At 63.0% G+C, this 25,378-nt stretch carries 26 protein-coding genes and 1 rRNA gene; 15 read left to right on the plus strand and 12 right to left on the minus strand.

What is annotated here, in order from left to right:
- Window positions 1-183: 183 nt before the first annotated feature.
- The 4 genes from rrf (at window position 184) to ACFY68_RS15555 (ending at window position 3,997) form a co-directional block, all read left to right on the plus strand.
- A 5S ribosomal RNA gene (gene rrf, locus ACFY68_RS15540) occupies window positions 184-299 on the plus strand.
- 135 nt (window positions 300-434) lie between these two features.
- On the plus strand, window positions 435-1,094 hold the full coding sequence (locus ACFY68_RS15545) for a paraquat-inducible protein A (protein ID WP_387528839.1): 660 nt from the start codon (window positions 435-437) through the stop codon (window positions 1,092-1,094).
- Window positions 1,081-1,704, plus strand: a complete 624-nt coding sequence (locus ACFY68_RS15550) for a paraquat-inducible protein A (protein WP_387528842.1) — start codon at window positions 1,081-1,083, stop codon at window positions 1,702-1,704. Before ACFY68_RS15545 ends, ACFY68_RS15550 begins: the two co-directional genes overlap by 14 nt.
- A complete protein-coding gene (locus tag ACFY68_RS15555) occupies window positions 1,697-3,997 on the plus strand; it encodes an MlaD family protein (protein ID WP_387528845.1) in 2,301 nt (766 codons plus the stop codon). Before ACFY68_RS15550 ends, ACFY68_RS15555 begins: the two co-directional genes overlap by 8 nt.
- Before the next feature lie 108 nt (window positions 3,998-4,105).
- On the opposite strand, the gene rpsT is transcribed toward ACFY68_RS15555, so the two are convergent.
- Window positions 4,106-4,384: a 30S ribosomal protein S20 gene (rpsT, locus tag ACFY68_RS15560; protein WP_016484776.1), complete on the minus strand. Its 279-nt coding sequence runs from the start codon at window positions 4,382-4,384 to the stop codon at window positions 4,106-4,108.
- 250 nt (window positions 4,385-4,634) lie between these two features.
- Between rpsT and murJ the strand changes: the two genes are divergently transcribed.
- From murJ to ispH, 6 genes are all read left to right on the plus strand, one after another.
- The gene (murJ, locus tag ACFY68_RS15565) at window positions 4,635-6,173 is read left to right on the plus strand and encodes a murein biosynthesis integral membrane protein MurJ (protein WP_387528849.1); all 1,539 of its coding nucleotides are present in this window, start codon (window positions 4,635-4,637) and stop codon (window positions 6,171-6,173) included.
- Window positions 6,174-6,291: 118 nt separating this feature from the next.
- A complete protein-coding gene (gene ribF / locus ACFY68_RS15570) occupies window positions 6,292-7,242 on the plus strand; it encodes a bifunctional riboflavin kinase/FAD synthetase (RefSeq protein WP_387528852.1) in 951 nt (316 codons plus the stop codon).
- Window positions 7,239-10,070, plus strand: coding sequence for an isoleucine--tRNA ligase (gene ileS, locus ACFY68_RS15575; protein ID WP_346615878.1), 2,832 nt, complete (start codon window positions 7,239-7,241; stop codon window positions 10,068-10,070). Before ribF ends, ileS begins: the two co-directional genes overlap by 4 nt.
- Window positions 10,063-10,578 carry a signal peptidase II gene (gene lspA, locus ACFY68_RS15580; RefSeq protein WP_346615879.1) on the plus strand — a complete coding sequence of 172 codons (516 nt, stop codon included), beginning with the start codon at window positions 10,063-10,065 and terminating at the stop codon, window positions 10,576-10,578. The genes ileS and lspA overlap by 8 nt, the downstream gene beginning before the upstream one ends.
- Window positions 10,571-11,008, plus strand: coding sequence for an FKBP-type peptidyl-prolyl cis-trans isomerase (gene fkpB / locus ACFY68_RS15585; protein WP_317661056.1), 438 nt, complete (start codon window positions 10,571-10,573; stop codon window positions 11,006-11,008). The genes lspA and fkpB overlap by 8 nt, the downstream gene beginning before the upstream one ends.
- A gap of 14 nt (window positions 11,009-11,022) precedes the next feature.
- Window positions 11,023-11,970 (plus strand): 4-hydroxy-3-methylbut-2-enyl diphosphate reductase, encoded by a 948-nt coding sequence (ispH, locus tag ACFY68_RS15590; protein ID WP_346615881.1) that lies wholly within the window; start codon window positions 11,023-11,025, stop codon window positions 11,968-11,970.
- Here ispH and ACFY68_RS15595 read toward each other — a convergent pair whose 3' ends face one another.
- A complete protein-coding gene (locus ACFY68_RS15595; protein ID WP_387529219.1) occupies window positions 11,971-12,456 on the minus strand; it encodes a GspH/FimT family pseudopilin in 486 nt (161 codons plus the stop codon).
- Between the two features lie 108 nt (window positions 12,457-12,564).
- Between ACFY68_RS15595 and ACFY68_RS15600 the strand changes: the two genes are divergently transcribed.
- The 5 genes from ACFY68_RS15600 to thiO are packed head-to-tail and all read left to right on the plus strand — an operon-like array spanning window position 12,565 to window position 15,436.
- Complete coding sequence (locus ACFY68_RS15600; RefSeq protein WP_387528857.1) at window positions 12,565-12,774, plus strand: prepilin-type N-terminal cleavage/methylation domain-containing protein; 210 nt, start codon at window positions 12,565-12,567, stop codon at window positions 12,772-12,774.
- Window positions 12,771-13,424, plus strand: coding sequence for a PilW family protein (locus ACFY68_RS15605; RefSeq protein WP_387528860.1), 654 nt, complete (start codon window positions 12,771-12,773; stop codon window positions 13,422-13,424). The genes ACFY68_RS15600 and ACFY68_RS15605 overlap by 4 nt, the downstream gene beginning before the upstream one ends.
- Window positions 13,421-13,894 carry a PilX N-terminal domain-containing pilus assembly protein gene (locus tag ACFY68_RS15610; RefSeq protein WP_387528863.1) on the plus strand — a complete coding sequence of 158 codons (474 nt, stop codon included), beginning with the start codon at window positions 13,421-13,423 and terminating at the stop codon, window positions 13,892-13,894. The genes ACFY68_RS15605 and ACFY68_RS15610 overlap by 4 nt, the downstream gene beginning before the upstream one ends.
- A gap of 1 nt (window position 13,895) precedes the next feature.
- The gene (locus ACFY68_RS15615) at window positions 13,896-14,285 is read left to right on the plus strand and encodes a type IV pilin protein (RefSeq protein ID WP_387528866.1); all 390 of its coding nucleotides are present in this window, start codon (window positions 13,896-13,898) and stop codon (window positions 14,283-14,285) included.
- 53 nt (window positions 14,286-14,338) lie between these two features.
- On the plus strand, window positions 14,339-15,436 hold the full coding sequence (thiO, locus tag ACFY68_RS15620) for a glycine oxidase ThiO (protein WP_387528869.1): 1,098 nt from the start codon (window positions 14,339-14,341) through the stop codon (window positions 15,434-15,436).
- Between the two features lie 140 nt (window positions 15,437-15,576).
- Here the strand turns inward: thiO and ACFY68_RS15625 are convergent, their stop codons facing one another.
- The 10 genes from ACFY68_RS15625 to ACFY68_RS15670 all read right to left on the minus strand — a co-directional run bounded on the left by ACFY68_RS15625 (window position 15,577) and on the right by ACFY68_RS15670 (window position 25,322).
- Window positions 15,577-16,986, minus strand: a complete 1,410-nt coding sequence (locus ACFY68_RS15625) for an amidase (protein WP_387528872.1) — start codon at window positions 16,984-16,986, stop codon at window positions 15,577-15,579.
- A gap of 1 nt (window position 16,987) precedes the next feature.
- Window positions 16,988-18,265, minus strand: a complete 1,278-nt coding sequence (locus ACFY68_RS15630) for a Zn-dependent hydrolase (protein WP_387528875.1) — start codon at window positions 18,263-18,265, stop codon at window positions 16,988-16,990.
- A 13-nt stretch (window positions 18,266-18,278) separates the two neighbouring features.
- Window positions 18,279-18,974, minus strand: a complete 696-nt coding sequence (locus ACFY68_RS15635; RefSeq protein ID WP_387528877.1) for an ABC transporter ATP-binding protein — start codon at window positions 18,972-18,974, stop codon at window positions 18,279-18,281.
- On the minus strand, window positions 18,974-19,726 hold the full coding sequence (locus tag ACFY68_RS15640) for an ABC transporter ATP-binding protein (RefSeq protein WP_387528880.1): 753 nt from the start codon (window positions 19,724-19,726) through the stop codon (window positions 18,974-18,976). The genes ACFY68_RS15635 and ACFY68_RS15640 overlap by 1 nt, the downstream gene beginning before the upstream one ends.
- A complete protein-coding gene (locus ACFY68_RS15645; protein WP_387528883.1) occupies window positions 19,726-20,742 on the minus strand; it encodes a branched-chain amino acid ABC transporter permease in 1,017 nt (338 codons plus the stop codon). Before ACFY68_RS15645 ends, ACFY68_RS15640 begins: the two co-directional genes overlap by 1 nt.
- 2 nt (window positions 20,743-20,744) lie before the next feature.
- On the minus strand, window positions 20,745-21,605 hold the full coding sequence (locus ACFY68_RS15650; RefSeq protein ID WP_232884943.1) for a branched-chain amino acid ABC transporter permease: 861 nt from the start codon (window positions 21,603-21,605) through the stop codon (window positions 20,745-20,747).
- A 65-nt stretch (window positions 21,606-21,670) separates the two neighbouring features.
- A complete protein-coding gene (locus tag ACFY68_RS15655; protein WP_387528886.1) occupies window positions 21,671-22,873 on the minus strand; it encodes an ABC transporter substrate-binding protein in 1,203 nt (400 codons plus the stop codon).
- Between the two features lie 88 nt (window positions 22,874-22,961).
- Window positions 22,962-23,726 (minus strand): FadR/GntR family transcriptional regulator, encoded by a 765-nt coding sequence (locus ACFY68_RS15660; RefSeq protein WP_387528889.1) that lies wholly within the window; start codon window positions 23,724-23,726, stop codon window positions 22,962-22,964.
- A 251-nt stretch (window positions 23,727-23,977) separates the two neighbouring features.
- Entirely contained in the window at window positions 23,978-24,208 is a 231-nt protein-coding gene (locus ACFY68_RS15665) for a PP0621 family protein (protein WP_346615895.1), read from the minus strand.
- 94 nt (window positions 24,209-24,302) lie between these two features.
- Window positions 24,303-25,322, minus strand: a complete 1,020-nt coding sequence (locus tag ACFY68_RS15670) for an outer membrane protein assembly factor BamD (RefSeq protein ID WP_387528892.1) — start codon at window positions 25,320-25,322, stop codon at window positions 24,303-24,305.
- Window positions 25,323-25,378 lie beyond the last annotated feature (56 nt).

Below are 25,378 nucleotides of genomic sequence, written 5' to 3' on the forward strand. Positions count from 1 at the left end.
GTGAGGCGTTGAGCTAACCAATACTAATTGCCCGTGAGGCTTGACCATATAACACCCAAGCAATTTGCTAGCGCAGATTGCGGTGGTGAAGACGAAACGAACCGAAAGTTCGAACGCACATTACACAAATCACATATCTGAATTCGCTGGGCTGTCCATCTGGACATTCTGGCTACCGAATTTCTTGACGACCATAGAGCATTGGAACCACCTGATCCCATCCCGAACTCAGTAGTGAAACGATGCATCGCCGATGGTAGTGTGGGGTTTCCCCATGTGAGAGTAGGTCATCGTCAAGATTCATTTCGCAAAACCCCTATCTGCGCGAGCAGGTAGGGGTTTTGTCTTTCCAGCCTCCTTAGCCGGAAAGTCGGCTCCCACATTTCGAGCTGGAACACTAGAATAGAGCCGACGTACCTATTCAGAACCTCGAGATGCCCAACCCAGTCGAAACTCAAGCGTTAGAGCAGTTGCCGCTGGACGAACTGGTCGCCTGTCACGAATGCGACCTGCTGATGCGCAAGCCGACACTGCAGCATGATGAAAAAGCCCAATGCCCCCGCTGCGGCTATGAGCTGTACGCTCACCGGCACAATGTGGTCAACCGTAGCCTAGCCCTGGTGCTGACTGCGCTGCTGCTATTTGTGCCAGCCAATTTCCTGCCGATCATGCAATTGCATCTGCTTGGCCAGACTTCAGACGATACGGTGTGGAGTGGGGTGGTGGGCCTGTACAACTCGGACATGCGCGGTGTCGCAGTCGTGGTGTTCCTGTGCAGCATGGCCATTCCGTTCCTCAAGCTCCTGTGCCAACTGCTAGTACTGCTGAGCATCCGTTTTAACGCGGGGCGTAGCTATGGCCTGCTGTGCTACCGCATCTATCACCACGTGCGTGACTGGGGCATGCTCGAGGTCTACTTCATGGGTGTGCTGGTGGCGATCGTCAAGCTGGTCGATCTGGCCGAATTGACCGTGGGGCTTGGGTTGTTCTGTTTCATCAGCCTGCTGTTGATCCAGGTGTGGCTTGAAGTGGTGATGTCTCCACACCAGATATGGAGCGCGTTGTCGGGGGAGGATCTCCATGCGGGCGATTGATGCAGGCATTCTGGTCTGCAATGAGTGTCATGAACTTAACCGGCAAGACCCTGGCAGCACATCGCAGGCTTGCACGCGCTGCGGGGCCCTCGTGCATGCACGGCGCCCCAACAGCATCATACGAACCTGGGCGCTGCTGATTGCCGCTTCTATTCTGTACATCCCGGCCAACCTGCTGCCGATCATGACCGTCAGCACGCTGGGGCAGGGCAGCCCGGACACGATCATGTCGGGGGTCATTACCTTGCTCAAGCACGGCATGGTGCCAATTGCCGCCGTGGTCTTCATCGCCAGTATTCTGGTGCCCACGTTCAAGCTGGTGGGTATCGCGCTGCTGTTGTATTCGGTACAGCGCCGCCAGCCCTTATCGGCGCGGCAACGTATCCTCATGTACCGTTTCATCGAATTCATAGGGCGCTGGTCCATGCTGGACATCTTCGTCATTGCCATCCTGGTGGCGGTGGTGAATTTCGGCCGCATTGCCAGTGTCGAAGCCAACCTGGGCGCTGTCGCCTTCGCTACTGTAGTGATACTCACGATGCTCGCTGCTTTAACTTTCGATCCCCGGCTGATCTGGGATAACACGGAGTCGGATGACGACAATGAGTGACATGCCAACGGCTAAAACCCGCCCAGCCTCCAATTGGTCGGCCATCTGGATTCTGCCGCTGATTGCACTGATGATTGGTGGCTGGCTAGCCTGGCAGGCCTATCGCGAAGCCGGCGTGGAAATCGAGGTTCGGTTCGAAAGCGGTGAGGGTATCGTCGCCAACAAGACCGAGGTGATCTTCAAGGGCATGCCGGTCGGCAAGGTAAAGAGCCTGGTGCTCGATGCCGAGGGCGAGAAGCAGGGCGTTATTGCAACCATCGAAATGAACCAGGCTGCCGAGCCCCACTTGACCAAGGGCACGCGCTTCTGGCTGGTCAAACCCAGTGTCACCCTGGCGGGCATCACTGGCCTTGAGACATTGGTGTCAGGTAATTACATTGCCGTCAGCCCTGGCGAGGGTGAGCGCACCAAGCGCTTCACCGCGTTGAAGGTGGCGCCACCGCTGTCTGACAGCGAGCCGGGCCTGCACCTCACCCTCAAGGCCGAGCGCCTGGGTTCGCTGAACCGTGACAGCCCGGTGTTCTACAAGCAGATCCAGGTTGGCCGGGTGAAGAGCTACCGCCTTTCCGAGGACCAGAGCACTGTCGAGGTCAAAGTGTTCATCGAGCCGGCCTACGCCAGCCTGGTGCGCAAACACACGCGCTTCTGGAATGCCAGTGGCATCAGCATCGATGCCGGCCTGTCCGGGGTGAAGGTGCGCAGTGAGTCGCTGTCCAGCATCGTTGCCGGCGGCATCGCCTTCGCTACCCCGGAGTACCGCAAGGACAGCCCGCCCACGGACCCAAGCCTGCCGTTCCGCCTCTATGAAGACTTCGATGCAGCTCAGGCGGGCATCCGGGTGAAGGTCAAGTTGAGCGACTACGAGGGCTTGCAGGCAGGCCGAACGCCTGTCATGTACAAGGGCATCCAGGTTGGCTCGCTGAAAACCCTGAAGATGGAAGACAACCTCGGCAGCGCCATGGCCGAACTAACGCTGGACCCGCTGACCGAAGACTATCTGGTCGATGGCACGCAGTTCTGGGTGGTCAAGCCGTCCATTTCCCTGGCGGGTATCACTGGCCTGGAAGCCTTGGTCAAGGGCAATTACATCGCCATTCGCCCGGGTGAGAAGGGTGCAACGCCACAACGCGAGTTCGAGGCGCGGCCCAAGGCACCGCCGCTCGACCTCAAGGCGCCAGGCCTGCACTTGGTGCTGTTCGCCGACACCCTTGGCTCGCTGGAAGTCGGTAGCCCGGTGATGTACCGCCAGGTCAAGGTCGGCAGCGTGCAGAGTTACCAGTTTGCCCGTAACAGCAATCGCATCCTGATTGGCGTGCACATCGAAAAAGAATACGAAAAGCTGGTCAATGGCTCATCGCGCTTCTGGAACGTCAGCGGCATTACCCTCACGGGTGGCCTCTCCGGTATCAAGATAAAGAGCGAATCGCTGCAAACCTTGATGGCTGGCGGCATCGCCTTCGATACGCCGTCGCCGAATGTGGCGCTCAAACGCCATATTCCGCGCTTCCGTTTGCATGACAGCCAGGAGGCGGTGAACCGCGCCGGTACGCTGATCACCATTCGTGTGGACCGTGCCGATGGCCTTAAGCCAGGCACGCCGATCCGCTTCCGCGGCCTGGACGTGGGCAGTATCGAAAGTGTCGACCTGACCAAGGACCTGCAGGCAGTGCTGCTGCGAGCACGCATCACGGAGTCGGCAGACCGTATCGCGCGGGCCGGGACGCAGTTCTGGGTGGTAAAGCCGGCCCTGGGGCTGGTGCGTACCGAGAACCTGGATACGCTGATTGGCGGGCAGTACCTGGAAGTGCAGCCTGCAGTGAAGGACAAGGGGCCGCAGCGGGATTTCATCGCCCTGGCCGAAGCGCCTGAGGTAAAAGGCGAGGAGATCGGCCTACCACTGACCCTCAGCGCCCCGCGGCGTGGCTCGATCAAGCCTGGCGTGCCGGTGACCTACCGTGAAGTCGCGGTGGGCAAGGTGACTGGCTTCGAGCTGGGCCAGACCGCAGATCGCGTGCTGATTCACATCCTGATCGAGCCGCGCTATGCCGCCTTGGTACGTGGCGGCAGCCGGTTCTGGAACAGCAGTGGCTTCGGTTTTGACTGGGGCTTGTTCAAGGGTGCCACCGTGCGTACCGAGTCGCTGGAAACGCTCATTGATGGGGGCATTGCCTTCGCCACGCCAGACGGCGAGCAGATGGGCAACCCAGCGCGGCCGCAGCAGACCTTTGCCCTGTTCGACAAGCCGGAGGATACCTGGCTGCAGTGGGCGCCGAAGATTCAGATCGCCAAGTGATACACCAGCGGGGCTGCCAAGTGCAGCCCCGCATTTTCTGTTGCCCGTGCATAAATCGCAGGCAATAAAAAACCGACCCTAGGGCCGGTTTTTCGACTAAAGCGTCGCTTAGGCAGCTGCAGCTTCTTTCAGCGCCTTGATGTGGCCATTCAGACGGCCTTTGTGGCGAGCAGCTTTGTTCTTGTGGATGATACCTTTGTCGGCCATACGGTCGATTACAGGTACAGCCAGAACGTAAGCGGCTTGCGCTTTATCGGCGTCTTTTGCGTCGATGGCTTTAACTACATTCTTGATGTAGGTGCGGACCATGGAACGCAGGCTGGCGTTGTGGCTGCGACGCTTCTCAGCCTGTTTTGCACGTTTCTTGGCGGAAGGTGTGTTGGCCACCGTCGAGCTCCTCGAAAGACTTTAGGTAAATAGCAAACAAAATAGGCCGCGAATCATGCCGATCACTTGAACGGATGTCAAGGCCACCTGCAAGGTTCCGCCGAGCGGCGCACCAACAGGAGGGAAATATTCCTTTCTGCTGCACGACCTGTAAACTCGGGAATTTTTGGCTCCCCTGCGAAGGCGCGGGAGTATCGCACATTCGGACGCTGTCTGGCAGCGTCCTCTGCCCTTGGCGTGAATCTTTTCGATGAACCTGCTCAAATCCCTGGCTGCAGTCAGTTCCATCACCATGGTTTCCCGGGTGCTGGGTTTCGTGCGCGATACCATCCTGGCCCGTGTTTTCGGTGCCGGCATCGCCACCGATGCCTTCTTCATCGCCTTCAAGCTGCCCAACCTGCTGCGGCGTATTTTTGCCGAGGGCGCGTTTTCCCAGGCGTTTGTGCCGATTTTGGCCGAGTACAAGACCCAGCAGGGCGATGAGGCGACGCGCACCTTCATTGCCTATGTCAGCGGCCTGCTGACGCTGATCCTTGCCCTGGTCACGGTGCTCGGCATCTTCGCCGCACCCTGGGTGGTGTGGGCCACCGCGCCAGGCTTTGTCGACAGTACCGAGAAATACCAGCTGACCACCGACCTGCTGCGGGTCACCTTTCCTTATATATTGCTGATATCTCTGTCGTCCCTGGCGGGGGCGATCCTCAATACCTGGAACCGCTTCTCGGTCCCGGCGTTCACGCCAACCTTGCTCAATGTGGCGATGATCATCTTCGCCGTGCTGCTGACGCCGTACTTCGATCCACCGATCATGGCGCTGGCCTGGGGCGTGCTGGCCGGCGGCCTGGCGCAGTTGCTGTACCAACTGCCAGCGCTGAAGAAGATCGGCATGCTCGTGCTGCCGCGGATCAACCTGCGGGACAGCGGTGTGTGGCGGGTACTCAAGCAGATGCTGCCAGCCATCCTCGGTGTTTCCGTCAGCCAGATTTCGCTGATCATCAACACCATTTTCGCCTCTTTCCTGGTGGCTGGCTCGGTGTCGTGGATGTACTACGCCGACCGCCTGATGGAGCTGCCATCGGGTGTGCTCGGCGTGGCCCTGGGCACCATTTTGCTGCCGACCCTGGCCAAGACCTACGCCAACAAGGACCGCGAGGAGTATTCGCGGATTCTCGACTGGGGCCTGCGCCTGTGTTTCCTGCTGGTGCTGCCTTGCACATTGGCCCTGGCTATCCTCGCCGAGCCGCTGACCGTCGCGCTATTCCAATATGGCAAGTTCACCGCGTTCGATGCGGCGATGACCCAGCGCGCCCTGATCGCCTATTCGGTAGGCCTGTTGGCAATCATTCTGGTCAAGGTACTGGCACCGGGCTTCTATGCGCAGCAGAATATCCGTACGCCGGTGCGCATCGCGATCTTCACCCTGGTCTGCACCCAATTGTTCAACCTGGCCCTGGTCGGCCCGCTGCAGCACGCCGGCCTTGCCCTGGCGATCAGCCTGGGTGCCTGCCTCAATGCTGGCCTGCTGTTCTGGAAGCTGCGCAGCAAGCAGCTGTTCCAACCTCAGCCGGGCTGGATGATGTTCCTGCTCAAGCTGGTGTTTGCGGTGACCTTGATGGTGGCGGTACTGCTGGTGGGCATGCATTACCTGCCAGCCTGGGAGCAGGGCAACATGTTCGAACGTTTCATGCGCCTGGGGGCGTTGATCGCGGCCGGTATCGTGACCTATTTCGGTTGCCTGTACCTGTGCGGCTTCAGGCCTCGGCACTTCGCCCGCAAGGCCCTGCACTGAGGTAGAAAGCGGGTCAGGCGTCGGTTTTTCCTATTCCACGCCACCCCCGGGCGCTGCTGCCTGTCACCGGCGCCCGGGTGTGGTTATAATCGGCCACTTTATGAGCAAGAAGCGCGTTATGCAGCTGGTTCGAGGTCTTCACAACCTGCGCCCCGAGCACCGGGGCTGTGTCGCCACCATTGGCAACTTCGACGGGGTTCACCGCGGCCACCAGGCGATCCTGGCGCGCCTGCGCGAGCGCGGCCAGGCGCTTGGCCTGCCGACCTGCGTGGTGATCTTCGAGCCGCAGCCGCGCGAGTACTTCGCCCCGGACACAGCACCGGCCCGCCTGGCGCGCCTGCGCGACAAGGTCGAGCTGCTGGCCGCCGAAGGCATTGATCGGGTGCTGTGCCTGGCTTTCAATCAGCGCCTGAGCAAGCTCAGCGCCGATGAGTTCGTCAAGGCGATCCTGGTCGACGGCCTGGGCGTGCGCCACCTTGAAGTGGGCGACGACTTCCGCTTCGGTTGCGATCGCGCCGGCGATTTCACCTTCCTGATCGAAGCCGGCAAGCAATATGGCTTCTCTGTCGAAGCCGCGAACACGGTGATCCAGGACGGCCTGCGAGTCAGCAGCACCGAGGTGCGCAAGGCGCTGTCCGAGGGCAACTTCGAGCTCGCAGAGCATCTGCTGGGCCGCCCATACCGCATTAGCGGGCGCGTCCTGCACGGCCAGAAGCTGGCCCGCCAGCTCGGAACGCCCACCGCCAACATCCAGCTCAAGCGCCGCCGCGTGCCGCTGTCCGGGGTTTACCTGGCCAGCATCGAAATCGACGGCAAGGCCTGGCCGGGTGTCGGCAACATTGGGGTACGCCCCACCGTGGCCGGTGACGGCCGCCCGCACCTCGAGATTCATCTACTGGATTATGCCGGCGATCTGTATGGCCGGCGCCTGACGGTGGAATTCCACCACAAGCTGCGTGAAGAGCAGCGATTCGCCTCCCTGGAGGCGCTGAAGTCGGCGATCGATGCGGATATCGCCGCCGCACGTGCACATTGGCACGCTCAACCGCTAACGAAGAGCCTGAAATGACCGACTACAAAGCCACGCTTAACCTTCCGGACACCGCCTTCCCCATGAAGGCCGGCCTGCCTCAGCGCGAACCGCAGATCCTGCAGCGCTGGGACAGCATTGGCCTGTACCAGAAGCTGCGCGAAATTGGCAAGGATCGTCCGAAGTTCGTCCTGCACGACGGCCCGCCCTATGCCAACGGCAAGATTCACATCGGTCATGCGCTGAACAAGATTCTCAAGGACATGATCGTCCGCTCCAAGACCCTGGCAGGCTTCGATGCGCCGTACGTGCCGGGTTGGGACTGCCACGGCCTGCCGATCGAGCACAAGGTCGAGGTCACCCATGGCAAGCACCTGACCGCCGACCGCACCCGCGAGCTGTGCCGCGAGTACGCGGCCGAGCAGATCGAAGGGCAGAAGACCGAGTTCATCCGCCTGGGTGTGCTGGGCGACTGGGACAACCCGTACAAGACCATGAACTTCGCCAACGAGGCCGGTGAAATCCGCGCGCTGGCCGAGATGGTCAAGCAAGGCTTCGTGTTCAAGGGCCTCAAGCCTGTGAACTGGTGCTTCGATTGCGGTTCGGCGCTGGCCGAAGCCGAAGTCGAATACGCCGACAAGAAGTCGCAGACCATCGACGTGGCCTTCCCGGTCGCCGACGCCGACAAGCTGGCCGCCGCGTTCGGCCTGGCTTCGCTGCCCAAGCCTGCCGCCATCGTGATCTGGACCACCACTGCCTGGACCATCCCCGCCAACCAGGCGCTGAACATCCACCCGGAGTTCAAGTACGCCCTGGTCGATACTGGTGAGCGTCTGCTGGTGCTGGCCGAAGAGTTGGTCGAATCGTGCCTCAAGCGCTACAACCTGGAAGGCTCGGTCATCGCCACTGCCCAAGGTTCGGCCCTGGAGCTGATCAACTTCCGCCACCCGTTCTATGACCGCCTGTCGCCGATCTACCTGGCTGACTACGTCGAACTGGGTGCCGGCACCGGTGTGGTTCACTCTGCGCCTGCCTACGGTGAAGACGACTTCGTCACCTGCAAGCGCTACGGCATGGTCAACGACGACATCCTCACCCCAGTACAGAGCAACGGCGTGTACGTCGAGTCGCTGGAATTCTTCGGCGGCCAGTTCATCTGGAAGGCCAACCCGGCCATCATCGAGAAGCTCAGCGAAGCCGGTGCGCTGATGCACACCGAAACCATCAGCCACAGCTACATGCACTGCTGGCGCCACAAGACCCCGCTGATCTACCGTGCCACCGCGCAGTGGTTCGTCGGCATGGACAAGCAGCCCACCACTGGCGAGCCGCTGCGTGAGCGCGCGCTCAAGGCCATTGAAGACACCAAGTTCGTCCCGGCCTGGGGCCAGGCGCGCCTGCATTCGATGATCGCCAACCGCCCCGACTGGTGCATCTCGCGTCAGCGCAACTGGGGCGTGCCGATCCCGTTCTTCCTGCACAAGCAGACCGGCGAGTTGCACCCGCGTACCGTCGAGCTGATGGAAGCGGTGGCCAAGCGTGTCGAGCAGGAGGGCATCGAAGCCTGGTTCAAGCTGGACGCCGCCGAGCTGATCGGTGACGAAGCGGGCCAGTACGACAAGATCACCGACACCCTCGACGTGTGGTTCGACTCCGGCACCACGCATTGGCACGTGCTGCGTGGCTCGCATGACATCGGCCACGCCACCGGCCCAGTCGCCGACCTGTACCTGGAAGGCTCCGACCAGCACCGCGGCTGGTTCCACTCGTCGTTGCTCACCGGTTGCGCCATCGACAACCACGCGCCGTACCGCGAGCTGCTGACCCACGGCTTCACCGTGGACGAGAACGGCCGCAAGATGTCCAAGTCGCTGGGCAACACCATCGAGCCGGAAAAGGTCAACAACACCCTGGGCGCCGACATCCTGCGCCTGTGGGTTTCGGCCACCGACTACTCCGGTGAAATGGCGGTTTCCGAGCAGATCCTGCAGCGCAGCGCCGACGCCTACCGCCGCATCCGTAACACCGCGCGCTTCCTGCTCTCCAACCTGTCCGGCTTCGACCCGGCCCGCGACCTGCTGGCCCCGGAAGACATGCTGGCCCTGGACCGGTGGGCTGTAGACCGTGCCCTGCTGCTGCAACGCGAGCTGGAAGAGCACTACAGCGAGTACCGTTTCTGGAACGTCTACTCGAAGATCCACAACTTCTGCGTGCAAGAGCTGGGTGGCTTCTACCTCGACATCATCAAGGACCGCCAGTACACCACTGGCGCCAACAGTGTCGCCCGCCGTTCCTGCCAGACCGCGCTGTACCACATCAGCGAGGCGCTGGTGCGCTGGATCGCGCCGATCCTGGCCTTCACCGCCGACGAAATCTGGCAGTACCTGCCGGGCGAGCGTAACGAGTCGGTGATGCTCAACGGTTGGTACCAGGGCCTGAGCGAGCTGCCGGAAGGCATCGAGCTGGACCGTGCCTACTGGGACCGCGTGATGGCGGTCAAGGCAGCCGTCAACAAGGAGCTGGAAAACCAGCGTACCGCCAAAGTCATCGGCGGCAACCTGCAGGCCGAAGTCACCCTGTTTGCCGAAGATGGCCTGAGCGCCGACCTGGCGAAGCTGGGCGACGAACTGCGCTTCGTGCTGATCACCTCCGCTGCCAGCGTGGTGCCGTTCGCGCAAGCGCCGGCCGAAGCGGTGGCCACCGAGGTCGAGGGCCTCAAGCTGCAAGTGGTCAAGTCCGGCCACGCCAAGTGCGGCCGTTGCTGGCATTTCCGCGCCGACGTCGGCAGCCACGCAGAGCACCCGGAAATCTGCAGCCGTTGCGTCGATAACCTGACCGGCTCCGGTGAGGTGCGCCACTATGCCTAACCCTGCTGCTGGGCGCTTCGGGCGCCTTGGCTGGCTCTGGCTCAGCCTGTTGGTCCTGGTCCTCGACCAGGCCAGCAAGCTGTATTTCAACAACGCCCTGAGCATGTACCAGCAGATCGTGGTCATCCCTGACTACTTCAGCTGGACCTTGGCCTACAACACCGGCGCGGCGTTCAGCTTCCTGGCCGACAGCTCCGGCTGGCAGCGCTGGCTGTTCGCCCTGATCGCCGTGGCGGTCAGTGCGGTGCTGGTGGTGTGGCTCAAGCGCCTGGGGCGCAACGAGACCTGGCTGGCCGTGGCCTTGGCGTTGGTGCTTGGCGGTGCGCTGGGTAACCTGTACGACCGCATCGTGCTGGGCCACGTGGTCGATTTCATTCTGGTGCACTGGAAGAATATTCATCACTTTCCGGCCTTCAACCTGGCCGACAGCGCTATCACCGTTGGCGCGGTGATGCTGGCGCTGGATATGTTCAAGAGCAAGAAGTCCGAGGATCCGGTCCATGACTGACACCCGTATCGGCCAGAACACCGAAGTCACCCTGCACTTCGCGCTGCACCTGGAAAACGGCGACACCGTCGACAGCACGTTCGACAAGGCCCCGGCCACCTTCAAGGTCGGCGATGGCAACCTGTTGCCCGGCTTCGAGACCGCGCTGTTCGGTTTCAAGGCCGGTGACAAGCGCACTGTAGTAGTGGCCCCGGAGAATGCCTTCGGCCAGCCCAACCCGCAGAACGTGCAGGTCATGCCAAGGTCCAACTTCGAGGGCATGGAGCTTTCCGAAGGGCTGCTGATCATCTTCAACGATGCCGCCAACACCGAGCTGCCAGGTGTGGTCAAAGCGTTCGATGACGACCAGGTGACCATCGACTTCAATCACCCACTGGCTGGCAAGACCCTGACCTTCGAGGTGGAGATCCTCGAGGTGAAGGCCCTGTAAGCCTGGAGCCGAGCATGCAAATCAAACTCGCCAACCCTCGCGGCTTCTGCGCGGGGGTCGACCGGGCGATCGAGATCGTCAACCGTGCGCTGGAAGTCTTCGGCCCTCCGATCTACGTGCGCCATGAAGTGGTGCACAACAAGTTCGTGGTGGAAGACCTGCGCAACCGTGGCGCCATCTTCGTCGAAGAGCTGGACCAGGTGCCGGACGACGTCATCGTCATCTTCAGTGCCCATGGTGTTTCCCAGGCCGTGCGCCAGGAAGCCGCTGGCCGTGGCCTGAAGGTGTTCGACGCCACCTGCCCGCTGGTGACCAAGGTGCATATCGAGGTCGCCAAGTACAGCCGCGACGGCCGAGAGTGCATCCTCATCGGCCACGAAGGGCACCCGGAAGTCGAAGGCACCATGGGCCAGTACGACGCCAGCAATGGCGGCGCCATCTACCTCGTCGAAGACGAGGACGATGTCGCCAAGCTGCAAGTACGCGACCCGGACCACCTTGCTTTCGTCACCCAGACCACGCTGTCGATGGATGACACCAGCCGCGTCATCGACGCCCTGCGCGCACGCTTCCCGAACATCGGCGGCCCGCGCAAGGACGACATCTGCTACGCCACCCAGAACCGCCAGGACGCGGTCAAGCAACTGGCGGGCGAGTGCGACGTGGTGCTGGTGGTGGGCAGCCCCAACAGCTCCAACTCCAACCGCCTGCGCGAGCTGGCCGAACGCATGGGTACACCGGCCTATCTGATCGATGGCGCCGAGGACATGCAGCGCAGCTGGTTCGATCAGGCGGCGCGGATCGGCATCACTGCCGGCGCTTCGGCCCCCGAAGTGCTGGTGCGCGGCGTGATCGACCAGCTCAAGGGCTGGGGCGCGACTGGCGCCGAAGAACTTGATGGGCGCCCGGAGAACATCACGTTCTCCATGCCCAAAGAGCTGCGGGTTCGCTCGCTGATCTGATCAGGGGGCTGCGCACAGTGAACTGTTCGGTTCACCTGTGCGCAGGCTGATCCTGCCGCCGCTGGCCAGCACCACGCGATGCTGGCTGGTTGCAGACGACCGTTCGCAGACTTCAAGCGTTGCACCTAGCCAACGGTTGTTGTGCAGCACGCCCAGTGCACTGAACTTCACCTGCCCTCCGCTATTCGCTGCGATCCTGATGGGCCGTGACAGCCGATGCTCGCGCAGGACTTGCTGGTTATGTTCCAGTATCACCTGCCACCCTTTTCCCCAATCGCTATCGAGCGCCCGCACTTGTACGGCCTGTCGTTGCAATTGTGCGTGGCTGCGCGCGGTGCGCAACGCTTGGGCCAAGTCACGGGCCGCCGCTGCCCTGTGTAAGTCGTCGCTCAATCTGGCGTAGGCAGGCATTCCAAGCTGTGTCAGCAGCGTGGCCACCGCCAAGCCAAACATCATTTGTATCAGTGTTACCCCCTGTTGCTTCACCGTGCATTCCTCCCTGAAAGTGCTTTGCTTCAGCTTCACGGTCGCTGGGCAAGAGGTCCAGTCGCCATGTTCAAGACAAACGCGGGAAATGTCGCGGGAGGTGCAGGGATGCACACAAGACAATATGGCATGACGTTGCTGGAGGTACTGCTGGCCCTGGTAGTGGTCGCGCTGGGGGTGTTCGCCGCAGCGGCTTTACAACTGCAGGCACTCCAGGCCACAGACGCAGCCCGTCGTGATGTGCAGGATGTGCTGGCTGCGCAGACTGCGCATGAGCGGGCTTGGGCCATGGGCGAGTTGACGGTGCCCGCGCCGTGAGGCGTTTGCAGCGTGGTTTCGGCCTTCTCGAGGCGCTGCTGGCGCTTGTTATCGGGTTGATGTTGATGGCCGCTGTCAGTGAACTTTTCGTCTCCGCTCATCAGGCTTGGCGCCTGCAGGGCGCCGCAGCGCGCATGCAGGATGATGCACGTGTTGCGCTGCTGCACATGGCTCAGGATATCCGCATGGCCGGTATGTTCGGTTGCTTGCGCCTGCAGCCAGGTGACTTCAGGGATCCAGCTGCGCGACAGGCATTCGGCCGGCCGGTGGAAGTCAGCCGCTCCGGCCTCACGGTCGTGGTGGCGCAATTGCCGGGGTACGACGGTAAGCCTGACTGGACGTTACAGACGGATTGCATCAGCGAAGTGCACATTGGCAGTGGCCTTGTTGCAGGTAATGAACGCCTCTGGTCGTACGCCATAAGCCGGCACACTTATCAATTGTCGGGAACGACGCTGAGGTTCAAGCGGGGCAGCAACACCAGCTTCCAGCCGCTGATCGACCATGTGCATGAAATTCGTTTTGAGCACGTGCCGGCGCAGGAGGGGGAGCGGGTCGATATAGCGTTGACCCTATTCGACCCAGCCATGGGCCTCAAGCAGCAGTACGAAATGAGCGTAGCGATCCGCAACCCGGTGTCCGAACCATGAAGCACCAGCGAGGGGTTGTCCTGCTATTGGCCCTGGTCCTCAGCCTGCTGCTCGGTTTGCTCGCTGCTTCCGCTTTGCGCGGTGCCCTGGTGGAAACACGCCTGGCCGGTTACCTGCGCGATGGCCAGCAGGCGTTCGAACAAGCAGAGGCCACGCTGCTGGCCGGCGAGGGTGTATTGCAAGTGTCGCCGCCCGAGGCGTGCCAAGCGTGTTTGCCACCGCCCAATCCACACGACCTGCAGGGCCAATGGCACACCAGCAAAAGCGGTTATTTTGTGTTGCAGAACCTCGGCGTGAGCACCCGTGCCTTGCACATGCCCAAGGATGAACCGGTCACGCTGTACAGGATTACCGCCGTCAGCCTGCAACCCGAATCACGGCAGGTACTTGAAGCGGTCTACGCCATCCCAGCCGCTCAAGCACAAGCGCCGCGGCGCATCCTGTGGCGGCAAAGGCTCAGGGAGGGCTGACATGCAACGCGGCCTGAGCCTGATCGAGTTGTTGATTGTCGTGGCCGTCACCGGCATTCTGGCAGCCATTGCCTACCCCAGTTACAGCGACCAGCTCAGGCGAGCCGCACGCAGCGAAGTGGTTGGCCTGCTGCATGACGCAGCCCTGCGCCTGGAGCGCCATCGCCTGCGCACCGGCCAATACGCCGAGGGCGACCCGGCGTTGCCCACTGCCAACCGTCATTACAGCCTGCAGGCCCAACGCGGCAGCGATACCTTCACGCTGCGTGCTCGGCGGCTGCCGCATGGCCTGATGGCCGACGATCGCTGTGGCGACTTTGAGCTCGACCAGGCCGGCGTGCAGAGCAATCCCGGTGCCGGCGAGGCCAGCGAGCGTTGTTGGGGAAGCTGAAGGTTGAATGATGCCCGTGCATCGCGGTTTTACTTCAGGTGTTGGATCGACAGATGAGCAAGCAAGTAGTGGTGGTCGGTGGCGGGGTGATTGGCCTGCTGACGGCGTTCAACCTGGCGGCGAAGGTTGGCCAGGTGGTGGTGTGCGACCAGGGCGAAGTCGGCCGTGAGTCGTCCTGGGCGGGTGGCGGCATCGTCTCGCCGCTGTACCCCTGGCGCTACAGCCCGGCAGTGACTGCGCTGGCGCACTGGTCGCAGGACTTTTATCCACAGCTGGGCGAGCGCCTGTTCGCCAGCACCGGCATCGACCCTGAAGTGCACACCACCGGCTTGTACTGGCTCGACCTGGACGACGAAGCCGAAGCCCTGGCGTGGGCGCAACGCGAGCGCCGGCCACTCAGTGCAGTGGATATCTCTGCGGTTTATGACGCAGTGCCGGTAATGGGCCCAGGCTTCAAGCACGCCATCCACATGGCAGGCGTGGCCAACGTGCGCAACCCACGGCTGGTCAAGGCGCTCAAGGCGGCGCTGCTGGCATTGCCCAACGTGACTTTGCGCGAACACTGCCAAATCACCGGCTTCGTCGAAGATAGCGGGCGCGTGACTGGCGTGCAGACGGCAAATGGCGTGCTGCAGGCCGATGAAGTGGTGCTCAGCGCTGGCGCCTGGAGTGGCGACCTGCTGCGCACCCTAGGCCTTGAGCTGCCGGTGGAGCCGGTGAAGGGCCAGATGATCCTGTTCAAGTGCGCCGAGGACTTCTTGCCGAGCATGGTGCTGGCCAAGGGGCGTTACGCGATCCCCCGCCGTGACGGGCACATCCTGGTGGGCAGCACGCTGGAGCATGCCGGGTACGACAAGACCCCGACCGAGGATGCGCTGGCGAGCCTGAAGGCCTCGGCGGTGGAGCTGTTGCCGGCGCTCAAGGATGCAACGGTCGTGGGGCACTGGGCCGGGCTGCGGCCGGGGTCGCCTGAAGGCATTCCCTATATCGGGCCTGTGCCCGGGCATGACGGGTTGTGGTTGAACTGCGGGCATTACCGCAATGGGTTGGTGCTGGCGCCGGCTTCGTGTCAGTTGTTTACCGATTTGCTGACGGGCGCTGCGCCGATCATTGATCCCGCGCCGTATGCCCCGGACGGGCGTCTGGGCTGAGATCGCCAGGGGCGCTTGGCGGCCCAATCGCTGGCAAGCCAGCTCCCACAGTGACAGCGTTGCTCTCAAGTGCTGCGCTGTACCTGTAGGAGCCGGCTTGCCGGCGATTGGGCCGGTGGGGCCAGCAAATAACTAAGGCCTCAACTCACCATCGGCGCCTGCAAATGCCGGCTCGGGTAGTGCTGCTCATACACCTTGCATACCCGCAGCACCTGCTCATCGGCAAACCGCCCCGCAACGACCTGCAACCCCACCGGCAACCCCTCGCGGGTAAACCCGCACGGCACCGACGCCGCCGGCTGCTGGGTCAAGTTGAACGGGTAGCTGAACGGTGTCCACTCCATCCACTGCGCCATCCGCGACCCCGGCGGCACGTTATGCCCCGCCTCGAACGCCACCAGCGGCAACATCGGTGACACCAGCACGTCATAACGCTGGTGGAAGGCATTCATCCGCGCAATCAGCTCGGCCCGTGCCTCCAGCGCCTGGGTGTATTCGCTCAAGCTGGTCTGCGCGCCTTGTTCGGCAATCCAGCGCAACCCGGGGTCGATCTGCTCCCGCTGCTCGTCGGTAAAGGCGCTGGTCAGCCGAGCAGCCCCGGCAAACCACAGGGTATTGAATGTCTCCAGCGGGTCAGCGAAGCCCGGGTCGACTTCCTCCACCTGCGCCCCCAGCCGCGCCAGGCGCTGCACCGCCTGCGCCACCAGCGCCTGGATCTGCGGGTCGACCTGCACGTAGCCGAAGTCGGCGCTGTAGGCGATACGCAGCCCGCTAAGGTCCTGCTCCTGGCCCAGCCATGGCGCCTGTCGGGCTGCACCGGCCAGCCCATCACGCGCATCGGGCCGAGCCACGCAGTCGAGCATCAGCACCGAGTCATCGACGGTGCGGGTCATCGGCCCAAGGTGCGAGAGCACGGTCATGGCGCTGGACGGCCACTGTGGTATGTAGCCGAATGTGGGCTTGATGCCGAAGGTGCCGGTAAAGGCGCAAGGGATGCGGATTGAACCACCGGCATCGCTGCCCTGGTGCAGCACACCCAGGTTCAGCGCCGCCGCAGCCGCCGCGCCGCCGGATGAGCCACCTGCCGTCAGGCGTGTGTCCCACGGGTTGCGGGTGATGCCGTACAGCGGGTTGTCGGTCACGCCTTTCCAGCCGAACTCCGGCGTGGTGGTCTTGCCGACCAGCACTGCACCCGCACCGCGCATGAATGCGCTGAAGGGCGCATCGACGTCCCACGGGCCAGCGCCCGATGTGGTGCGTGAACCCTTGCGTGTGGGCATGCCGCGGGTCAGGGTCAGGTCCTTGATCGACGCTGGCACCCCGTCCAGCCGGCCACACGGCTCAGCGCGTTGCCAACGTTGTTCGCTGGCGCGGGCGGCGGCGCGGGCGCCTTCGCCGTCCACATGGCAGTAGGCGTTGACGGCCGGGTTGTGCTGATCGATGCGCGTCAGCACATCATCGATCACCTCTACAGGCGACAGCTCACGCCGCTGGTAAAGTTCGAGCAGTTCGACGGCAGTCAATTCGCCGATGGCTGTTTTGCCGTTCATCTCAATGCGCTCTCTGGTTGGCGGCCTGGAACATGGCGCGCAGCAGCACATCGCAGCCGTCAGCCAGATCCTGTGGCGCTGCGTTTTCGATTTCGTTGTGGCTGATGCCGCCTTCGCAAGGCACGAAGATCATGCCGGCCGGGCCCAGCTCGGCGAGGAAGATCGCGTCGTGGCCAGCCCCGCTGACGATGTCCATGTGGCTCAAACCCAGCTCGCGTGCACCCTGGCGCACGGCATCGACGCATTGCTCGGCGAAGTACAGCGGGGGGAAGTCGGCTGTGGGTGTGAGTTCGAAGGTCAACCCGTGTTTTGCCGTGGTCGCATCGATCGCCGCCCGCACTTCGTCGACCATGGCGTCGAGGTGGGCCGGGTCGAGGTGGCGCAGGTCAAGCGTCATGTGCACTTGGCCGGGGATGACATTACGCGAGCCGGGGTGCAAGGTCAGGCAACCCACCGTGCCGCAGGCATGCGGCTGATGAGCGTGGGCCACACGATTGACCGCTGCCACTACATCGGCGGCGCCGACCAGAGCATCCTTGCGCAGGTGCATGGGGGTTGGGCCGGCATGGGCCTCGACGCCGGTCAGCACCAGGTCGAACCATTTCTGCCCCAGGCAACCCTGGACCACGCCGATGGTGGTGCGCTGGTCTTCCAGCACCGGGCCTTGCTCGATGTGCGCTTCGAAGTAGGCGCCCACCGCATGGCCCGTGGGTACGCGGGGGCCGGCGTAGCCGATACGCGTCAGCTCCGCGCCCACCGACAGGCCTTGGTCATCGACCTTGTCCAGCGTTTCCTGCAGGCCGAACTTACCGGCAAAAACGCCTGAGCCCATCATGCACGGTGGGAAGCGCGAGCCTTCTTCGTTGGTCCACACCACCACTTCCAGCGGCGCCTCGGTGGTCAGCTGCAGGTCATTGAGGGTACGAATCACCTCCAGCCCGGCCATCACCCCGTAGCAACCATCGAACTTGCCGCCGGTGGGCTGGGTGTCGATATGGCTACCGGTCATCACCGGTGGCAAGGCCGGGTTACGCCCGGGGCGCCGGGCGAAAATGTTGCCGATGGCGTCAACGCTGACCGTGCAGCCCGCCTCGGTGCACCAGCGCACGAACAGGTCCCGGGCCTGGCGGTCGAGGTCGGTCAGGGCCAGGCGGCACACCCCGCCCTTGGCGGTGGCGCCGAGCCTGGCCAGGTCCATCAGCGATTGCCAGAGGCGCTCGCGGCTGACCAACGCACCTTGGCCGAGCAAGTGCTGCGAGGGATCGATGCGGGTATTCATGGGCATTCTCCTTTCAGGCGCTCAGGGCCAGGTAGCGGTTCTTGATGCTCGGGTCGTCGCGGAACTGCGCCGCGCTGCCCTGGTAGGCCACTCGGCCTTGTTCGAGTACGTAATGGCGGTCGGCTAGGGCGTCGCAGACCATCAGGTTCTGCTCCACCAGCAGGATCGACAGGCCTTCGCCCTTGATCCCGCGCAAAATCTTCACCAGCTCATCGACGATCACCGGGGCCAGGCCCTCGGTGGGCTCGTCGAGGATCAGCAACTTGGGGTCATTGAGCAGGGCGCGGGCGATGGCCAGCATCTGCTGCTCGCCGCCGGAGAGTGCAAAACCGCCGTTGCGCCGCCGTTCTTTCAGGCGCGGGAAGAGGGTGTAGACGTCTTCCAGCTGCCAGCGGCTTTCCTTGCGCACGGCAATCTTCAGGTTCTCCTCGACGCTGAGCTGGCGGAAGATGCCGCGATGCTCCGGCACCAGGGCGATGCCCTGGCGGGCGATGTCGAAGATTTCGCGGCCGACCAGCTGCTGGCCGTTGAAGCTGATCTGCCCCTGGCGCGGCCGGACGATACCGAGGATGCTGCGCAAGGTGGTGGTCTTGCCGGCGCCGTTGCGCCCCAGCAGGGTCACCAGTTCACCGGCGCCGACCTGCAGCGAAACCCCTTCGAGCACGTGGCTCTTGTCGTAGTAGGAATGGATCGATTCGACGTCGAGCATCAGGCGGCCTCTCCAAGGTAGGCGGTGCGCAAGCGGGCGTCGTTACGCACCTGTTCCGGTGTGCCCTCGACCAGGATCTGGCCGTGGCTCATGACGGTGATGCGCTGGCTGATCGACATGACGATGCTCATGTTGTGCTCGATCAGCAGCACGGTATGGTCGCGGCCCAGGTCGCTGATCAGGTCGGTCATCACCGGGATGTCGTCGATGCCCATGCCCGAGGTCGGCTCGTCGAGCATCAGCAGGGTGGGCTTGGCGCAGATCGACATGCCCACCTCAAGCACCCGTTGCTGGCCGTGCGACAGTTCGCCGGCGAGGGTGTCGGCGCGGGCGGTCAGCTTCAGCCGCTCCAATACTTGATCGGCGGTGTTCCAGTGGCTGCGCTTGTGCTCCACGCTGCGCCAGAAGTTCAGCGCGCCCAGGCCATCGCGGCCTTGGGCCGCCAGGCGCAGGTTTTCGCGTACCGACAGGTTCTGGAACAGGCTGGTGAGCTGGAACGAGCGCGCCATGCCCAGCGCCACGCGGCCGTGGGATGGTTTGCGGATGATGTCCTGGCCGTTGAACAGGATCTTGCCGCTGGTGGCCTGGCGTTCGCCGGTCAGGCAGTGGAACAGGCTGGTCTTGCCGGCGCCGTTGGGGCCGATGACCGTGTGAATGGTGCCGGCGCGGACCTTCAGGTCGACGCCTGCCACCGCCTTGAACGGCCCGTAGGCCAGCTCCAGGTTGCGGGTTTCCAGGAGGTAATCACTCATCACAAGGTCTCCTTGGTCTTGGCTGTTGTCTTGTCATCGTTAGTGCGCGAGGGTTGCAGGCGCTTGCCCAACTCGGCCAAGCCGCCCCACAGGCCCCCACGCATGAACACCACCACCAGGATCAGAATCGCCCCCAGCAGCATCAGCCAGCGTGGCCACAGCTCCGACAGCACATCGCCCAGCACTACGATGGCGCCCGCACCCAGCAAGGAGCCGAACAGCGAGCCGGTGCCACCGACGATGGTCATGATCAGGATGTTCTCGCTCATCATCAGGTCGATGTTCGACAGCGGCGCGAAGTGCAGCAGCATCGCGTACAGCGCACCCGCGATACCGGTGATGGCGCCAGACATCATGAACACCAGGATCTTGAAGTGGCGGGTGTCGTAGCCGATGGCGGCGGCGCGGGTCTCGTTTTCGCGGATCGCCAGCAGGGTGCTGCCGAACGGCGAGCGGATCACCCGCAGGGCGCCCGCGAAGATCAACAGGAACAGCACCGCCACAAACACATAGAAGTGCCGTGGGTCGGCCAGGTCGACCAGCACGTGGCCGGCGATTTCGATGTTCGGCCGCGGCACGTCGAGCAGGCCGTTGTCACCGCCGGTCCAGCCGCTCAAGGTATACGCCAGGAAGTACGCCATCTGGCTGAAGGCCAGGGTCAGCATGACGAAGTAGATGCCTTTGCGGCGGATTGCCAGGGCCCCTACCAGCAGCGCCAGAAAAGCGCCGAACACGGCCGCGCCGAGCAGCGCGCTGAACATCCCCCAGTTGAGGTGAATCATCAGCAGCGCCGCGCCGTAGGCGCCCACGCCGAAGAAAATGCCCTGGCCGAACGACAGCAGGCCGGTGTAGCCGAGCAGCAGGTTGCAGGCCAGCGCCGCCAAGGCAAAGATCAGGATCTCGGTGGCCAGGGTAGCCGACGGCAAGATCAACGGCAGCGCCACCAGGCTGGCGAGCACCAACAGCAGCAGGGCAGGGGTGCGGCCCTTTACGGGCAATGGGTTCTTCTCGCTCATCGTCATGCTCTCCCGAACAGGCCATAGGGGCGAACCAGGATCACCGCCGCCATCGCGCCGTAGATCATCAAGCTGGCGCCTTGCGGCCAGAGGCTGGTCATCATGCTTTGCACCACACCCACCAGCAGGCCGCCCACCAGCGCGCCGCCGAACGAACCCATGCCGCCGATCACCACCACTACAAAGGCGATGCCGAGGATTTCTGGGCCGACGAAGGGTTGGGCACCCCGCAGCGGTGCGAACAGCACCCCCGCCACGCCGGCCAGGCCCACGCCCAGGGCAAAGGTCAGTGAGAACAGGCGGAAGATGTTGGTGCCCAGCAGCGACACGGTTTCGGTGCTCTCGCTGCCTGCGCGCACCAGCGCGCCAAAGCGGGTGCGCTCCAGCAGCAGCCACAGGCCCAGGCCGATCAGCGCCGCGAAGCCGATGAGGAACAAGCGGTAGTACGGGTAGATGAAGTCGCCGACGATCAGCACCCCGCGCAGCTCCGGTGGCACTGCGATGCTTTTGCCCACCGGGCCCCAGATCAGCACCGAGGCTTCCTGGATGATCAGCGCTATGCCCAGGGTGACGAGGATCTGGAAGGTGTGCGGCAAGTGGTAGATGCGCTTGATCAACAACCGCTCTACCGCCCAGGCCAGCGCCGCGACCACCAGCGGGGCGATCAGCAGGGCCAGCCAGAAGTTGCCGGTGATCGCCACGGCGGTGTAGCACAGGTACGCGCCCAGCAAGAAAAACGCGCCGTGGGCGAAGTTGACGAAGTTGAGCAGGCCGAAAATGATCGTCAGGCCCACGGCGATGAGGAAGTAGATCATCCCCAGGCCCAGGCCGTTGAGCAGTTGGAACAGGTACAAATCGAGCATGAGTGTGCCCTCGACAGTGCGCGCTGCGCCTGCCTGTACGAGTGGTTTTGACTAACGCCGCAGCTTCAGGCCAAGGCGCAACCGGTGTGGTCGACTTCGACGAACGAGCGCCCCGAGCTGATGACTTCGGCTAGGTCGTCCTCGTCGCGCATCTGCCCCTGGGGCTTGCCGCGCAACAAGTAGTAGTCCTTGAGCACCTGGTGGTCGCCGGGGCGGATCAGCTCTTCGCCGGTAGGGCCCTGGAAGCGCATGCCCTGCAAGGCGGCTGACACGCTGGCGCCATCCAGGCTGCCGGCTTTGGTAATGGCATCGAGCATGACCTTGGTGCCGATGTAGTCGGCCGCCAGCGGGTAGTTGGGGTTGATGCCATAGGCCTTCTGGGTGGCGGCGACCAGCTGTTTGTTCAGGGGTGTATCGACCTGGTGCCAGTACTGCGCGCCCAAGTACACGCCTTCGAGCACGTCGCTGCCCAGCTCCTGGAACTGGTCGAGCCCGGCCGACCACACCATCAGCACTTTCATGCGGTCCTTGATGCCGAAGTTGACCGCCTGGCGCAAAGCGTTGGACGACTGGCTGCCGAAGTTGAGCAGCACCAGCACGTCGGGTTTGGCGGCGATGGCGTTGGTCAGGTACCCGGAGAATTCCTGTTCCTGCAGCGAGTGGTAGCTGTTGCCGATGTGTTCCACGCCAAACTCGGCGAACACCTTGCGGGCGTTGTCCAGCAGCGCATCGCCGAACACGTATTGCGGGGTGATGGTGTACCAGCGCTTGGCCTGCGGCAGCTGGCGAATCATCGGGATCAGCGTCTCGCGGATGGCGCCATAGGTGGGCACCGACCAACGGAAGGTCGACGCGTTGCAGTCCTTGCCGGTGATCTCGTCGGCACCGACCGGCGTCATGAACACACCGCCTGCCTTGTGGATTTCCTTCGACACGGCCAGCGCCGAGGACGACAGGGTGCAGCCCTGGAAGAAGCGTGCGCCATCCTGGCCGATGGCTTCCTGTACCTTGCGCACCGCCTTGCCGGCGTTGCCTTCGGTGTCGATGACTTTGTACTTGAGCGGGCGGCCGAGCAGTTGCGGGTGCTCGGCGATGGCCAGGCGCGAACCCATGTCGGCGTACTTGCCGTAGCTGGCGAAGGCGCCAGACATGGATTTGAGCCCGTAGAAGGTCAGCGGTTCGTCGGCGAATGCCCGGTGCGCCCCCAAGGGGAGGCTACCGAAGGCACCCAAGGCAAGGCCTGCCTTGAGCAGGGTACGTCTTTGCATGAGTAACTCCTTGGTTGTGGTTATTAGGCAGGAGTGCAATGACAAAGCGGTGCGGCCGGGCCTGTGTGCAGGCCTCTGTCCAGGCGGATCAGTGGTTGTGTGGGAACTCCAGCAAAAAGTTGCGGGCGACCTCGCCTTCCAGCGCGGTCATGTGGTGCTCGGCGTCACACATGTGCTCGTGCATCAGTCGGCGCACGGCGGGCTCGTCGCTGGCGCGCAGGGCCAGCAACAGTTGCTTGTGGTAGTCGATGTTGGCGGCGGCGAACTGCTGGCGCTTGGGCAGGTAGGCCTTCTTCAGCACCACCAGGTCGCGCAGCAGGTCGTTGAGGAACACCGCCATGAAGCGCAGCAGCGGGTTGGGGCAGCGGTGTGCCAGCAGGGTATGGAACTCCAGTTCTGCCAGGCGTTGCTCGCGCTGGCCTTCTTCGCTGTCTTCCGGGGCGCTGCAGAAATCGATGTTGGCCTGCAGCGCGGCGTAGTCGGCTTCGCTCAGTTGCCCCATCACCGACACTGCCAGCTCCACCTCAATGACCTTGCGCAGTTGGTACACCTGCTCGCCGTCCAGGTGCTGGAAGTGCAGGTAGTTGCGCAGGGCACGGCTGGCCGGTTCGGTGCCGACTTCGTTCAGGTAGGCGCCGCCGGCAGGGCCGGTGCGGGTGCTGACCAGGCCTTCGACTTCCAGCGCCTTGAGCGCTTCGCGGGCGGTGCCTTTCGAGCATTCGAAGTGCTCCATCAGCTCACGCTCGGTGGGCAAGCGGTCGCCTGGGTGCAAGGCTTCGGTGACGATCGAGCGCTTGACCGATTCGACGATCACGTCGGACAACTTCTGGCGCTTGCGTTTGGGTTTGAGCATTTCGCTATTTTTCATATTTATGCGGATAAATAGGATTTAGCGAATTTTGCCGGGGTGGGTCAATGCTGGCGGAGGGGTAGGGGTCGTAAATGGTGCGAAAGGGTCGGGGAGGGACAAGTGGCTGGTGTGATTGATCGCATGATCAACGCGTGCTTCTCGGGGCAAGCCCGCTCCCACAGATAATCACTGCGCTGAAGGCATGCATTTCAACTGTGGAAGCGGGCTTGCCCCGCGAAGAGGCCCACACCGAATCAACGCGATTGGCCAGGCCCCTGCTGCAGGTGGGCCTGGCTGCAATACCACTCATTGCCCCGGTGCAACGCCCGGTCATTGGGCAGGTGCACGCCGCAATGGGCGCAGCGCACCATCTGCAGCGGCGCGTCGAGTTTCGGCCCGGATGGCGATTGCTGGCTGATCTTGAATTTGCGCCACAGCCAGAACGCGGCGGCGATCAGGGCGATCCAGAAAAGTAGGCGAACCATGGTGTCCAGCTTGTCTATTGGAGAAGCCGACAGTCTAGGGCGCGGCCAATAAAAAAGGGAGGCCCAAGGCCTCCCTTTCTCGTACCACGATGAATCAGTCGAACAGACCAAAGGTCATGTAGCTGAACCAGGAGCGGTCTTTTTCGGCTTCTTTCGGGCCTTCCGGCAGGATCGGGTCGCCGTTTTCGTCTTTCGGCAGCAGGTCCTGCGGCATCTCGGCGCGGGCGTCCTGGAACTGGCGGACCACGTCCTGATTGGCGCGGGTTTCACCCGGCGGCAGCGGCGCGTCGGTTTCGATCAGGCCCAGGGTGGCCTTGGACAACCAGCCACGGCCGTCAGACTCGGTCTGCTTGGGCTGGAACTCGCCATCGACCAGGCTCGGGTGGTCAGGGTAGTTGAGCTTGAGGGTTTCCAGGCTGGTGGCGGCCAGTTCGTCCAGGTGCATTTTCTGGTACGACTCGACCATCACGGCCAGGCCGTCGCCGACCGATGGGGTTTCCTGGAAGTTCTCTACCACGTAGCGGCCACGGTTGGCGGCAGCGACATAAGCCTGGCGGCTCAGGTAGTAGTCAGCCACGTGGATCTCGTAGGAGGCCAGCAGGTTGCGCAGGTAGATCATGCGCTGCTTGGCGTCCGGGGCGTAGCGGCTGTTGGGGAAGCGGCTGGTCAGCTGAGCGAACTCGTTGTACGAGTCGCGCGCGGCGCCCGGGTCACGCTTGGTCATGTCCAGCGGCAGGAAGCGCGCCAACAGGCCACGGTCCTGGTCGAACGAGGTCAGGCCCTTGAGATAGTAGGCGTAATCGACGTTCGGGTGCTGCGGGTGTAGGCGGATGAAGCGCTCGGCAGCCGATTTGGCGGCCTCCGGCTCGGAGTTTTTGTAGTTGGCGTAGATCAGCTCTAGCTGCGCCTGGTCGGCATAACGGCCGAACGGGTAGCGCGACTCCAGGGCCTTGAGCTTGTTCACGGCGCTGGTGTAGCTGGAGTTGTCCAGGTCAGCCTGGGCCTGCTGGTACAGCTCGGCCTCGCTGAGGTTCTCGTCAATCACCTCTTTATTAGAGGAACAGGCCGCGGTAAGCCCGAGGATGGCGATCAGCAGCAGGTGTTTCACTTGCATGGCGGCTTGCGTCCCTTTGACGGCCGCTGTCTTGGGCGGTGCCGTCCTGTTATGAT

Origin of the sequence: Pseudomonas sp. NPDC012596 (assembly GCF_042902325.1) — a bacterium.
GTDB lineage: Bacteria > Pseudomonadota > Gammaproteobacteria > Pseudomonadales > Pseudomonadaceae > Aquipseudomonas.